This is a genomic window from Gilliamella sp. A7 (assembly GCF_002142015.1).
GTDB classification, from domain to species: Bacteria; Pseudomonadota; Gammaproteobacteria; order Enterobacterales; family Orbaceae; genus Gilliamella; species Gilliamella apis_A.
The window spans coordinates 15645-27885 of record NZ_NASN01000029.1; the positions used below are offsets into that span (position 1 = coordinate 15645).

Sequence of the window (12241 nt, forward strand, 5' to 3'; positions counted from 1 at the left end):
ACATTTTCCATTTGTCCTATTCCTTATTTGTACTCTATTGTTTATTTTTAGGTTATTGTAAAATTTATTCAGCCTAAAAATTTTATTTTCCGTTTTCATGTGCATTTCCGAATTGCAGTTTAGCTTTTCGTAGATATTTTATTTTTAATAGCAATCAAACTTTATTGGTTCTGTCTTAATTCTTTTTGTTACTTTTGTATGAAGCTCACTTTGATTTTTACTTAGCTTAAAGATGTTGAACCATCTGTTTTAGCTCCTTCCCAACCAATCATTGCGGCTTTGCGATCACATCCCCAATGATATTGTCCTAGTAATCCTGTTGATTTTATAACTCTATGGCAGGGAATTAAGAATGCTACCGGATTATCACCAATAGCCGAGCCAACCGCACGGCTAGCCTTTGGATTATTTATTTTGTCTGCTATGTTGCTATAGGTTGAGAGTTTTCCCATAGGGATAGTCAATAAAGCCTGCCATACCTTCAGTTGAAAATCGGTACCTTTGATATGTAACTTAATTTTATCTAGTCTTGACCAATCTTGTGTAAATACAAGGATTGCATTTTGTTGAATCTGATCTCTATGTTTTTGGAATTGAGCATTAGGATATTGGTCTTTTAATAATTTAAGTGATGACACTTCATCATTAACAAAAGCAATATAACAAATCCCCTTTGTTGTTGATGCAACGATGGTTTTTCCAAAAGGGCTTTCAACAAAACTATAGTTAATTGCTAAGTTTTCACCGCCATTTTTATACTCTCCTGGAGTCATACCTTCAATATCAATAAACAAATCATGTAACCGGCTTGTACTCGACAATCCCAACTCATAGGTGGTATCCAATAATGAGGCTTTTTCTTCTATTAGAAGTTTTTTAGCGTGAGTTATACTGATGTATCTTAGAAATTGTTTAGGACTAACACCTGCCCAGCTAGAAAACATGCGTTGAAAATGATAAGGACTTAAATGTACATGCTCTGCGGCTTGTTCAAGTGTTGGTTGAGATTTATAGTTTTCATTCAAATATCCGATAGCTTTTCTTATTCGAGCAAAATCGATTTGTTCTTGTTTTTGCATCATGAATACTCCATTTCACCGAACTAAGGTTGCTACATAAACAAGTTATTATTTATTTGAATATTGACCAATTTGTTCTTACTCACGGAATAACAAACTTTATTCACAAAAAGACATGTGCGTCAATACCTCAATTCGTAGTAGTTCCAAACTTTCTTCTTAAGTTTTTTCAATGTAAGTTACTTGAATTTCTTTATTAACATGTGACTTTTAACACTACTATCAACCAGTCTTAAATAAACACTTTTAGATAACTTTTTCATGCTTTCTTTATTTTAATTAATGATACATCTCATAATATTTAAAGTTTCAAAAATTAAAAATCCGAATCTTGCTATTAAAATAATTCATTTTGTAAAGAAAATAACGATCGCATTGGCTTATCTTTGATTATGTCTGTTTCAAGTAGATCCCCCACTAATTTCGGTGAACATTGATTATATAGACGCTTATTTGCTTGTACTTTTCTCTTTGAAGTGGTTGCATAACAATATAAACATCCAAAAGAACAGGTATCATATGTTCCAATATCAATACTTTCTAAACATTGGCAGTTGTTTCGCTGATTTTTATCTTTCTTAGCCAATAATAAGCGGCCGGTTATTTTTTCAATACGTGTTTTATCGATACAAGCACCATGAGAAATATTGCAATTCAACAACTCAATTTCCTCAGCACATGTTTGTAAAGTTAGTTGATTATCACTAGCAATTTCAGATAATGAACTGCAAAGATTAAATATGTCAACCACCTGTAATCGATTGATATCTTCTTTGATTAGTGATTGTTGTATGTGCGGATAATCATCAATAAAACTAATGATACAACTATCCGTGTAGCCGCGAAGAGAAGAAGCAATTTGATTAAAAAAATCGATGTGATAATCAATGGTATAATGTTTATTAATTAATATAGGATCATATCGCCAAATAACACGATCTTGTCCAACTTGCTCAGCTAATTGCTTGAATATAGCTATTCGTTTTTGCAAAGCAGGAAGATGTTTTTCAATGTCTGCTTCATAAGCTGTTAATGTAAACTGAAAATAAAAAGGATACTCAGAAAGCTTTACCAGTTTATGTAACATAGAAGATGGGTTTTTAGTCCAAAATACAATACAATCAACTATATCGGGTGATAGGAAAATGCGACTTAACTGCTTTGAATTCCTCGGATTAGGAACCAGTACAAAACCATCTTTTAGACGGTTAAAAAACCACGAAGAGTAAAAAGCAGGAATATCTGTTCGGCGGCTAGCACTAATAATCATAATTTATTTTTCTTTCTTTTCATGGTTCGAATGATGATTTTTGTATTAAAATCCACTTTCAAAGATTCAGTTATTTTTTGTAATGCTTTATTATAAGTCCAATCATCTAGTTGATTTTTCTGTAAGTATGCCATCGTTAACTTAGGTAACTCTCGGAAGTAGATAGAAATAGCCCATGCAACAGCCATCTTAACATAGTAATCATCGTTTTTGATTTGGTTGAACAAAGTAAATACTTTCTGCAAATATTCATCATTCACAAAATGAAAAAGCAACATGACGACAGCAAAGCGAATATCATATGGGGCATCTGATGCAAAATAGGGTTGTAGAAACTGCCATACAATCTCTTTTTCTGAGGCTTCAAACTTCAATCCACAACAAAAACTATCACAGATTGACCAATTATTAATTTTAGAAGTAAATTGTTTCACATAACGAGAACGTTCATTCCATGGTAATTTTATTTCACCTATAATCATACCTTGTAACATCACTTCCTCGAAGTATAAGGGATCATCCATCGCAAGGTAGTATTCATAGTCGAGCTGTACTATTTTTTTTGCTATTTTACGGAGTCTAGGTAATCTCACACCTAATAAATTATCAATATTGGGAATCAGCTTTGTAGCAAAGATTCGATAATTTTCTTCTGCTATTTTTTCAAGCTCTATGCGAATTTTTTCTCTCATAATAGGATTTTATAAAACCTATTATGTATTACAATCTGAATCTTGCTATTTGATAATTATATTCTATATATTGGAAAAAATGTCTGCGTTTCGCTCAAAACTGACTATCAGATTTAATTTTTCTAATCAAGAATTACGTTAAAATTTCAAAATTAGATTATCTTTATTACCAAAATGTTTATATAGCGATGTTTTAGAGCAATCTAATTAGTCTCGTATCTCATCAACACCGACATTAGCAAACCCTTTTTGATAAAAGAGTTGCTTAGCGGGATCTGTTATTAATATAGAGGTTTTTTACATTTTTTATCTAAAGTGTTTGATATGTGGACAGATCTGTACTAACATAAAAAGTGAACAAAATTGTTCACTTTTGGTTTTTTACTCATACTTTCACTCATCGAATAGGATAAAAAATAATGAAATCATTTTTTTTCAGTAAGGAAAAGTTGCCCCCAAAACCCAGAAATATTGAATTATTGCAAAGCCTAGTTGGTGGTTTTGTTTCTATATTGTTTCTTATTGGTTTTAGTCAGTTTACTCATTACACTTTTATAATGGCGCCTTTTGGGGCAAGTTGCGTAATTTTGTTTGCGGTATCCCAGTCACCATTAGCACAACCTAGAAATGTTATTTTTGGGCATTTAATTGCCGCTTTTGTTGGATTAGTTTTTCTTAAACTATTTGGTACTAATATTATTGTTATTGCATTAGCTGTGGGGGTTGCAATTGTCGCAATGCAATATTTTCGTTCTGTGCATCCGCCTGCAGGTGCTAATCCATTAGTTATTTTACTAACTGCAGATAAAATAGATTATGATTTTACTTTTCTTTTATTTCCGGTATTGTCTGGTGCAGTAATATTAGTTGCTATTGCTTATATAATTGATAATCTTTTCAATAAAAAACATTGGCCTATTTACTGGTTGGCACTATTTAATAATAACAAGGAATCATAGTTTATTGATATAACTGCTATTAGCAAAAAAACAGCATACTATTCAATTTTAAACAATTTGGTTTGTTGATCTAAATAGGTAAGTAAATCTGGCATGCGATGTTTGCCTGCCATAGATTTAATATGATCTGCAGTTTTAGTTAACTCTATTCCTAATGTCGTGATGTATAAAGGTTTATTACTTTTGCTGCGTGTCACTTCTATCACATATTGGCTATTATCAGCAAAGAACTTTTTAGCAACACCAATAATAGGTATCTTTTATCAAGAGTTTGATATAGATGACCATCTGAACCAAGTTCACCTTCATTTAAACGGACATAACCATCCACAATAATCGTCTCAATCGCAATGAAATCGACTTGATAAAATAGAGCTAATAACATGGTAAATCAAGTTGATAGAATTGCCTGATTGATATGGTGCAACTTTCGATTGGTAATCAGTGATAACGGATTTTATCTCCTTGATTCTGTCAGCAAACTGTTCAAATAAAATACCGACGGTTTTCGCTTTATCATCTAAATAGTAAACATCTATGGCAAGTATCATTTTTTTAAATTCTTTTTTAGAGTAGAATAACACTGCTCTCACATATATCTCTCTATTAAAAAACAATTTGTCTTTTGTTTCAAATAAATAAAAATTTAGCTAGTCCGTAATACATCTTGTTTAACTGTTACTTATTCAATTACACCATATTTAATCAATGTTGGTCATTATGGTTGGATTACACTCGGAGGTTGGAAATGTATTTACTTGAAATGGCTCCAAAATTTTTAGTTGCTCTTATTATTTTACTTATTTATGTCAAATTATCCGGGAAAAGCCAAATAGCGCCTATGTCGCAATTAGATCAAGTAGGGAGTATGGTTATTGGTGCGTTAGTAGGGGGAACGTTACTCAATGCTAACGTTTCAGCGTGGGAGTCAGCTGGAGCCGTAGCGATTTGGGCGGGACTGCTTATTTTAGTTCGATTCATCAAATCTAAAAACTCAAAATTGCGCGATGCTATTGACGGTGAACCGATACAATTAGTTAAAAATGGTCATCTGCTCTCTGAAAATTTTATTAAAGCGAATTTACCTGTTAGAGATTTCGAAACGTTAATTAATATTCAAGGTATTTGCGCATTTAGTGAATTAAAACAAGTTTGGTACGAATTAAATGGCTCATTAACTATTATCAAAAAAGGCGATAAAGATATAGCGGTATTGGTGATCGAAAATGGGGCGATTAGTCAGGATAATCTTGAACAATTACATAAAAGTGAAACTTGGCTGAAGCATGAAATTAAAAAACAAGGATATAAAGATATCAACGATATTTTTTGTGCTGAATGGTTTGATGGTAAATTATTAGTTTATCCCTATGATGACGTACGGAAATCAAAACAAGATAATAAAAAATAATTAATAACAGTAAATAATAAAGGGAGGGGCTATTCTCTCCCTCTATCAATAGATAAATTATCGAAGTTGACTATCTTTACTGCCACGACGGTTATATAAGATTGCCGACTTGGCCAATTGTTTATCCATTTCTTGTTGACAATTTACACAGTATTGTACGCCAGGCAAAGCAAGTTGTCTTGCTTTAACAATTGCATCACCACATTCAACACAAAAATCAGCACTCGGTTTATCGTGTTTTAGTTGGCGTCTGGCAAGTTCAATCGCATCAATAATTGTGCTTTCGATTTGTTGGTTAACAGCATCATCAGATGCCCAGCCACTAGCCATTAATTTCACCTCCCAAACAATTACATTAGATGAATAATATGGTGATTATTTGACCGGTTTCAAGTAATATTACCGCATAGCTATCAGGGAAAAGTGAGTGTTGTGTTTTAAAATAAAGATCATTTCTATTAATATCATTTAGATGGAGGTTTTTATGCAACAATATGAACAAGCAACATTTGCCGGTGGTTGTTTTTGGTGTATGGTAAAACCTTTCGACAAATATGAAGGTGTGATTAGTGTGATTTCTGGGTATACGGGTGGCCACATGGTAAGCCCAACTTATCAGCAAGTTTGCCAAGGTAATACTGGTCATACTGAAGCTGTGCAGATAACGTTTGACCCAACTCTGATCAGCTATAAAAAACTACTGGAAATTTTTTGGCAACAAATTGATCCGACTGATTCACAAGGGCAGTTTGCTGATCGGGGCGATTCTTATCGACCGGTGATTTTTTATCATAATAAATTTCAGCAGCAGCAAGCAATCGCATCTAAGCAAGCATTAGAAGAAAGTAAACGATTTAATTATCCAATTAATGTTGCTATAGAGCCAGCAGCAATATTTTATCCGGCAGAAGATTATCATCAAGATTACTATAAAAAACAACCAGAACATTATAACCGTTATTATCGCTTATCTGGACGAGCCAATTTCATTGCTGATAATTGGCAAGATAAGCCAGCAGCAAAAAGTGAGTAAGCAATGCAAAGTTATCCGCAGTATAGCAATAAACAAAAATGGATCCATTGGTCATCAGCCTTGTTAATCGTGATTGTTACTTTATTGCTTTTAGCTAAAGTGACAATGTCGAATATTTTAGGTGGTATGCCAATTGTTTATTTATTGCATAAATCTTTGGGCGTTGTTGTTTTGCTATTAATGATATGGCGAATAATAGTAATTCGAGACCAAGGTGTACCTGATGTTTTACCTAAAGAACAAAAACTACAACGGATATTGTCTAAATCTACTCAAGGATTTATCTATATTTTACTGCTTATTGTACCGCTATCTGGTTATTTGATGAGTGGCCGAGATTTAAATGTCTTTGGTCTAATATCTGTTCCGGCCATAGCTATGCCAAATTCAATACATCAAATATTTCATTCAATGCATCTAATCACTGCTTACGCTTTAGCAATATTGGTTATTATTCATATATTAGGTGCGTTGTATCATTATTTTTGGCTTAAAGATAAAGTACTACAATCAATGTTGAGTAGTAACGATTAACATAAATTCAAAATTGCTAATATTAATAGCATCTATAACGTAACGTGAGGCAGATAAATCATGAATAAATCAATGAAAGATAAGGCTATAGCAGCATTAACACCTATGCAATATCATGTTACTCAACAAAATGGCACTGAGCCCCCATTTGATAATCAGTACAATTCTAACCATCGGGAAGGTATCTATGTTGATATCGTCTCAGGGGAACCGTTATTTACGTCATTAGATAAATTTGATTCTGGCTGTGGTTGGCCAAGCTTTTCTAAACCGATTAATCAGCAACAAATTATAGAAAAAGAAGATAACAGTCACGGCATGAACCGGATAGAAGTGCGTTCATCAAAGGCAGACTCCCATCTTGGTCATGTTTTCACTGATGGCCCCGTAGCATTAGGTGGATTACGTTATTGTATCAATTCTGCTGCGTTAAAATTTATTCCAAAAGAAGAACTTGAAACGCAAGGTTACGGTGAATATTTAAGGTTGTTTAACTAAATTAAATTAATGGATTTTTTATCAAATTAAAGAATGCTAAAAAAACAAATTATGTGAATGAATTTCTACTTATGATCAACAAATATATGAGTAAACCTTCCTATATTTGCTGTAATCGTTTTGTTTGATTGATATGAAAGATAATATTGGCATATATCCAATCAGCGTATATGCCAATAACATTTTTAATGAGCAATGATAATTTTCATAAATAAGCTAATTTTTACGCTTAAATAAAATATAACTAATTAATAAAAATACTAAGCTGGTTAGCATTGAGCCCACAATAGGGTAAATTCCCATTACAATACTGACTTGGGCAAAAAGATTATCGGCAATGTAGAAAATAAATCCAAAACTAATTCCAATAATCACTCTAACCCCCATCGAAACGCTACGTAGCGGACCAAAAATGAAGGATAAAGCCAATAGTAACATCACTGCAACTGACACAGGTTTAATCAGTTTTTTCCAAAATAGTAGGTCATAATATTTAGTATCTTGCCCAGAATCTTTCAAATACTGCGAATATTTGTATAAACCAGATGCGGATAGAGATTCTGGATCAAAGGCGACAATACTTAATTTATCGGGAGTAATATTGGTTTTCCATTGCATATTCAATATATTGGTGCCAGTTACTTGGTTGGAATTGGTTAAATCATTTTTTTCAATTTCTGACAGAGTCCAAACTCCGTTTTCAAATACACCACTATTAGCATGGGTAATTGAAAGAAGTTTATTTTTATCTACACTATAAATATCAATATTTGATATCGAACTGTCATTGTTAACATGGCCAATATAGACATAGTCATTACCATCTTTAGCCCATAGACTACCTTGCTGCGCTAATAACGAATCACCATAAAGTTTTTCTGAACGCATATTGCGGGCGGTCTGTTCACTTATTGGTGCAACCCATTCACCAATAGCCATGGTTAAAATAACTAATGGTAAAGCTGTTTTCATTACAGCTAGAGCAATTTTAAATCGGCTAAATCCTGATGTTTCCATAACAATAAGTTCACTGCGTGAGGCTAATATTCCTAAACCGATTAAACCTCCCAGCAGTGCAGCCATTGGAAAGAAAATTTCTAAATCTTTTGGTACCATGAGTAATGAATATAAACCAACGGAAAGCGCATCATAATCAACTTTTATTCTTCTAAGTTGATCAATAAAACGAATAATTCCAGATAAACTAATTAGTAAAAATAAGCAAATACCGATGGTATTTAAGATAGTTTTACCAATATAACGGTCTAAAATCGAAAACATCGTTTTCCCCTTATAATGCACTATATTTTAAACGAAGTTTACGCATAAATATGTTATCCCAACAATTTAAGATTAAAGCCAGAATAAAATACCCCATATTAATAAGATAAAACCACAAAGCAGGATCTAGTCGACCTTTACCGGCATTTGCTTTAACTGAGCTGGAGAGTAAAAAATAGACCAGATAAAGTAGTAATGCAGGTAAAATTTGTGCAAGTCTACCTTGTCTTGGATTTGAAACACTTAGTGGAATGACTAGAAAAGCCATTAAAGGAACCGAGATAATTAGCGTTAATCGCCAATAAAATTCAGCTTTAGCTTTAGGTGTTGGATTTTGCTGTAGCTCAAGTAACCCTAATTGTTGCACATCAGCTTTATCATCCTCAACACTTGTATCTAATTCTTTAGGTTTTATGATGCCCAAATAGTTATGAAAATTCGATATACGAAAATCTTTTAGCTGGGCCGTGCCTTCATAACGATTCGCATCTTCAAGGGTGATGATTTGATTACCATCGGTGTCTTCTTCTGTTTTTCCTTTATTGGCAATAATGATAGACGGGCGCTGACTATTTTTAGGATTAATTTGGGCAATAAATACGTTATCTAATTTATTGTTATCGACATTGCCGATATAAATAACTGAATTGCCATCAGGTGTTTGTTGAAATTGTCCTGCTAATAAACCCGCTAAACTTGGATTAATTTTTGCATTCTCAATTAATTGATCTTGCTTTACGCTAGACCAAGGTCCAAACCAAAGACTATTTAGAGTTGTTAGTGTACATGTCATTACACAAAGGAAAAAAACGACTTGATAATTAAGTCTCTTTTTTACGCCACAAGCATGCATTGCGACCATCTCGCTATCAGAATAAAGTCGACCAAAGGTAACAAGCACACCTAAAAAAAGACTTAGTGGCAAAATTAGATCTGCCATATTTGATACACCTAATACTAATAATGGCATAATCAAATCCCGCGGAATACTGCCATCGATTGCGCTGGATAAAATTCTGATTAATTTTTGAGAAAAGAAAATCAGCAATAATATAAATAATATTGCCCCTTGTGTTTTCATTGTCTCTTTAATTAAATATCGGCGAATTATCACGTTTTTACCTATCTATTCGTCTTATCAAATCTGACTATTATAATCTGATTTGCGTTGTTTCGTTATCTTTTTGTTGCTATCGTTTAATGAACCGATAAAATGTTACTATTCACACTCAATATTTTTTAAGAGAATCCTATGCAATACGCAATCAAAAATAGCCTTGCTATAACCAAACAAAAAGAAGAATGTTTAGTTATTACTGTTCAATTAAGCAAAACACAATCTAATTTAATCAAAGAGATAGATGAAAAAAATAATGGTTTGATTAACCAATTGATTAAATCAGGCGATATTAGTGGTGAGTTAGGTAAAACTACATTTTTATATTCACCGGCAAATTCTACCAAACAAAAAATATTAGTTGTGGGATGTGGTAAAGCAAAAAATTTTGATTTAAATGCCGCCAAAAAAGTGATTCAAGCTACAATTAAAGAGCTTGCAAGCAAAAAAGTTAACCACATTTGTTGGGATATTTTGACCTTAAATTCAGCAATAAGTGGTGAAATTGCTAAGCAACTGCCACAAATCGTTAGTGAATTAACTTACTGTTTTGATGAGTTCAAAACAAAAAAATCAGAACAACCGAGCTTACAAAAATTGACATTGCTTTATGATGATAAAAAGACAGTCAACCAAGTTGAAGGCCAATTATTGCAAGGGCAAATTATTGCCAAAGCTATTGCTAGTACAAAAAATATAGCTAACATGCCATCGAATGTCTGTAATGCTAAGTACTTAGCTGAACAGGGTAAAAGTTTAGGTCAACAATACACCAATTTAAAAGTCACCTGTTTTGGCGAAAAAGAATTAGCAAAACTCAATATGAATGCTTATTTAGCTGTTGGCCGAGGATCAGCTAATGAATCAATTATGACGGTGATTGAATACCATGGTGCTAAAGATAAAAAAGCCCAACCTTATGTATTAGTTGGTAAAGGATTAACTTTCGATTCAGGTGGTATATCTATTAAACCTTCTGCTGGTATGGACGAAATGAAGTATGATATGTGTGGTGCAGCAACGGTGTTTGGTGTTATGCAAGCAGTTGCCGAGCTCAAATTGCCAATCAATGTCGTCGGTGTAATGGCTGGTTGTGAAAATATGCCCGATGGTAATGCTTATCGCCCAGGTGATATTTTAACGACCATGTCAGGTATTACTGTTGAAGTAATTAACACTGATGCTGAAGGCCGTTTAGTCTTATGTGATACCTTAACCTATGTTGAATGCTTCAAACCAAAAACTGTCATTGATATTGCAACATTAACGGGTGCTTGTATTGTGGCTCTTGGTCACCATTACACTGGTGTAATGGGTAACAATCCACAGTTGGTGGAACAACTTGTTATCTCATCAAATAAAGCCGGTGATAAAGCATGGTCTTTGCCAATTGATAGTGATTTCCAAGAACAAATCAAATCGACATGCGCTGATATTGTCAACGCTGGTGGTCGAGATGGCGGGACAATTACTGCTGCTTGTTTCTTATCACGCTTTACTGAAAAATATCAATGGGCACATCTTGATATAGCTGGTACAGCTTGGAAATCAGGTGCTAACAAAGGTGCAACTGGCCGACCTGTTGCTATGTTAATTCAATACTTACTTGATCAAAAATAATTAGATAAACATCATGAAAAAAGTGATTTTCTATTTACTAGAAAACCCAACCCCAGCTAATGATGCTGGGGTCTTATTTCAAGAAAAATTAGCCTGCGAAAAAATTGTCGAAGCATGGCACAGCAAACAACGTGTGCTGGTTGCTTGCCAAGATCAAGCGCAAGCTGAGCGAATTGATGAATATTTATGGCAACTTGATACCGATGATTTTGTTCCACATAATCTAGCTGGTGAAGGGTTAAAAAGTGGATCGCCGGTTGAAATCTGCTGGCCACAAAAGCGCAGTAGTGGTGCACGACATTTATTAATAAACCTACAACAACAATTTCCAGAATTTGCCGGTGTTTATCGTGATATTATCGATTTTGTTCCTGTTGACGACCAACAAAAATCATTAGCAAGAGAAAGATATAAAGCTTACAAAGAAGCAGGTTTTAATCTCAAAACTATTCCAATTACATGCCGATGATCAACTATTTTAAGAAATAGTCTTTATCCAAACTAGTTTACAGAAATTGATAAAGCTAGTTTTTAAAGTAAATTAAGGATAAATAGTGGGATTATTTCAAAATTAACTATTACGGCATTACAATCCTTTTTTATAAAAAACCTTAAAAATTTTGTGGAAAGGGTATATTTTTCTTAAAAAAAATGGCATTATTTAAGCCCTATATAACAAGATCTATCAATTAAGTTCTAGAACCATCAAACCACTCGTATTATTTATATAAAACCTAAGTAATAAAC

Annotated in this window: 15 protein-coding genes; 7 read left to right on the forward strand and 8 right to left on the reverse strand. The window is 33.3% G+C overall.

Annotated features, from left to right (window positions below):
• Positions 1–221: 221 nt before the first annotated feature.
• The 3 genes from B6D18_RS12925 to B6D18_RS08150 all read right to left on the reverse strand — a co-directional run bounded on the left by B6D18_RS12925 (position 222) and on the right by B6D18_RS08150 (position 3041).
• A complete protein-coding gene (locus B6D18_RS12925; RefSeq protein WP_086364016.1) occupies positions 222–1079 on the reverse strand; it encodes a methylated-DNA--[protein]-cysteine S-methyltransferase in 858 nt (285 codons plus the stop codon).
• Positions 1080–1416: 337 nt separating this feature from the next.
• A complete protein-coding gene (locus B6D18_RS08145) occupies positions 1417–2349 on the reverse strand; it encodes a DUF1848 domain-containing protein (protein WP_086364002.1) in 933 nt (310 codons plus the stop codon).
• Complete coding sequence (locus B6D18_RS08150; protein WP_086364003.1) at positions 2346–3041, reverse strand: DNA alkylation repair protein; 696 nt, start codon at positions 3039–3041, stop codon at positions 2346–2348. The genes B6D18_RS08145 and B6D18_RS08150 overlap by 4 nt, the downstream gene beginning before the upstream one ends.
• Before the next feature lie 419 nt (positions 3042–3460).
• On the opposite strand from B6D18_RS08150, the gene B6D18_RS08155 reads away from it, so the two are divergent.
• Entirely contained in the window at positions 3461–4000 is a 540-nt protein-coding gene (locus tag B6D18_RS08155) for an HPP family protein (protein ID WP_086364004.1), read from the forward strand.
• 38 nt (positions 4001–4038) lie between these two features.
• Here the strand turns inward: B6D18_RS08155 and B6D18_RS12600 are convergent, their stop codons facing one another.
• Both B6D18_RS12600 and B6D18_RS08160 read right to left on the reverse strand, forming a co-directional pair.
• Positions 4039–4197, reverse strand: coding sequence for a hypothetical protein (locus tag B6D18_RS12600; RefSeq protein ID WP_158092547.1), 159 nt, complete (start codon positions 4195–4197; stop codon positions 4039–4041).
• A 5-nt stretch (positions 4198–4202) separates the two neighbouring features.
• On the reverse strand, positions 4203–4385 hold the full coding sequence (locus B6D18_RS08160) for a hypothetical protein (protein WP_086364005.1): 183 nt from the start codon (positions 4383–4385) through the stop codon (positions 4203–4205).
• A gap of 363 nt (positions 4386–4748) precedes the next feature.
• Here B6D18_RS08160 and B6D18_RS08165 point away from each other — a divergent pair, with 363 nt between their 5' ends.
• Complete coding sequence (locus B6D18_RS08165; RefSeq protein ID WP_086364006.1) at positions 4749–5411, forward strand: DUF421 domain-containing protein; 663 nt, start codon at positions 4749–4751, stop codon at positions 5409–5411.
• 57 nt (positions 5412–5468) lie between these two features.
• On the opposite strand, the gene B6D18_RS08170 is transcribed toward B6D18_RS08165, so the two are convergent.
• The gene (locus tag B6D18_RS08170; RefSeq protein ID WP_086364007.1) at positions 5469–5741 is read right to left on the reverse strand and encodes a DksA/TraR family C4-type zinc finger protein; all 273 of its coding nucleotides are present in this window, start codon (positions 5739–5741) and stop codon (positions 5469–5471) included.
• A 154-nt stretch (positions 5742–5895) separates the two neighbouring features.
• Here B6D18_RS08170 and msrA point away from each other — a divergent pair, with 154 nt between their 5' ends.
• From msrA to msrB, 3 genes are read left to right on the forward strand one after another with little or no spacing between them, the layout of a single operon-like run.
• Positions 5896–6444, forward strand: a complete 549-nt coding sequence (gene msrA / locus B6D18_RS08175; RefSeq protein WP_086364008.1) for a peptide-methionine (S)-S-oxide reductase MsrA — start codon at positions 5896–5898, stop codon at positions 6442–6444.
• Positions 6445–6447: 3 nt separating this feature from the next.
• Positions 6448–6978 (forward strand): cytochrome b, encoded by a 531-nt coding sequence (locus B6D18_RS08180; RefSeq protein WP_086364009.1) that lies wholly within the window; start codon positions 6448–6450, stop codon positions 6976–6978.
• 60 nt (positions 6979–7038) lie between these two features.
• Positions 7039–7476, forward strand: a complete 438-nt coding sequence (msrB, locus tag B6D18_RS08185; protein ID WP_086364010.1) for a peptide-methionine (R)-S-oxide reductase MsrB — start codon at positions 7039–7041, stop codon at positions 7474–7476.
• A 216-nt stretch (positions 7477–7692) separates the two neighbouring features.
• Here msrB and lptG read toward each other — a convergent pair whose 3' ends face one another.
• Positions 7693–8757: an LPS export ABC transporter permease LptG gene (gene lptG / locus B6D18_RS08190; RefSeq protein ID WP_086364011.1), complete on the reverse strand. Its 1065-nt coding sequence runs from the start codon at positions 8755–8757 to the stop codon at positions 7693–7695.
• A gap of 10 nt (positions 8758–8767) precedes the next feature.
• Entirely contained in the window at positions 8768–9871 is a 1104-nt protein-coding gene (gene lptF / locus B6D18_RS08195; RefSeq protein ID WP_086364012.1) for an LPS export ABC transporter permease LptF, read from the reverse strand.
• A 138-nt stretch (positions 9872–10009) separates the two neighbouring features.
• Here lptF and B6D18_RS08200 point away from each other — a divergent pair, with 138 nt between their 5' ends.
• Positions 10010–11494, forward strand: coding sequence for a leucyl aminopeptidase (locus tag B6D18_RS08200; RefSeq protein WP_086364013.1), 1485 nt, complete (start codon positions 10010–10012; stop codon positions 11492–11494).
• 13 nt (positions 11495–11507) lie between these two features.
• On the forward strand, positions 11508–11963 hold the full coding sequence (locus B6D18_RS08205; protein ID WP_086364014.1) for a DNA polymerase III subunit chi: 456 nt from the start codon (positions 11508–11510) through the stop codon (positions 11961–11963).
• Positions 11964–12241 lie beyond the last annotated feature (278 nt).

Coding starts and splice junctions, on each gene's coding strand:
- B6D18_RS12925 (WP_086364016.1), bottom strand. CDS start 1,079: ATGCAAAAACAAGAACAAATCGATTTTGCTCGAATAAGAAAAGCTATC.
- B6D18_RS08145 (WP_086364002.1), bottom strand. CDS start 2,349: ATGATTATTAGTGCTAGCCGCCGAACAGATATTCCTGCTTTTTACTCT.
- B6D18_RS08150 (WP_086364003.1), bottom strand. CDS start 3,041: ATGAGAGAAAAAATTCGCATAGAGCTTGAAAAAATAGCAGAAGAAAAT.
- B6D18_RS08155 (WP_086364004.1), top strand. CDS start 3,461: ATGAAATCATTTTTTTTCAGTAAGGAAAAGTTGCCCCCAAAACCCAGA.
- B6D18_RS08160 (WP_086364005.1), bottom strand. CDS start 4,385: ATGTTATTAGCTCTATTTTATCAAGTCGATTTCATTGCGATTGAGACG.
- B6D18_RS08165 (WP_086364006.1), top strand. CDS start 4,749: ATGTATTTACTTGAAATGGCTCCAAAATTTTTAGTTGCTCTTATTATT.
- B6D18_RS08170 (WP_086364007.1), bottom strand. CDS start 5,741: ATGGCTAGTGGCTGGGCATCTGATGATGCTGTTAACCAACAAATCGAA.
- msrA (WP_086364008.1), top strand. CDS start 5,896: ATGCAACAATATGAACAAGCAACATTTGCCGGTGGTTGTTTTTGGTGT.
- B6D18_RS08180 (WP_086364009.1), top strand. CDS start 6,448: ATGCAAAGTTATCCGCAGTATAGCAATAAACAAAAATGGATCCATTGG.
- msrB (WP_086364010.1), top strand. CDS start 7,039: ATGAATAAATCAATGAAAGATAAGGCTATAGCAGCATTAACACCTATG.
- lptG (WP_086364011.1), bottom strand. CDS start 8,757: ATGTTTTCGATTTTAGACCGTTATATTGGTAAAACTATCTTAAATACC.
- B6D18_RS08200 (WP_086364013.1), top strand. CDS start 10,010: ATGCAATACGCAATCAAAAATAGCCTTGCTATAACCAAACAAAAAGAA.
- B6D18_RS08205 (WP_086364014.1), top strand. CDS start 11,508: ATGAAAAAAGTGATTTTCTATTTACTAGAAAACCCAACCCCAGCTAAT.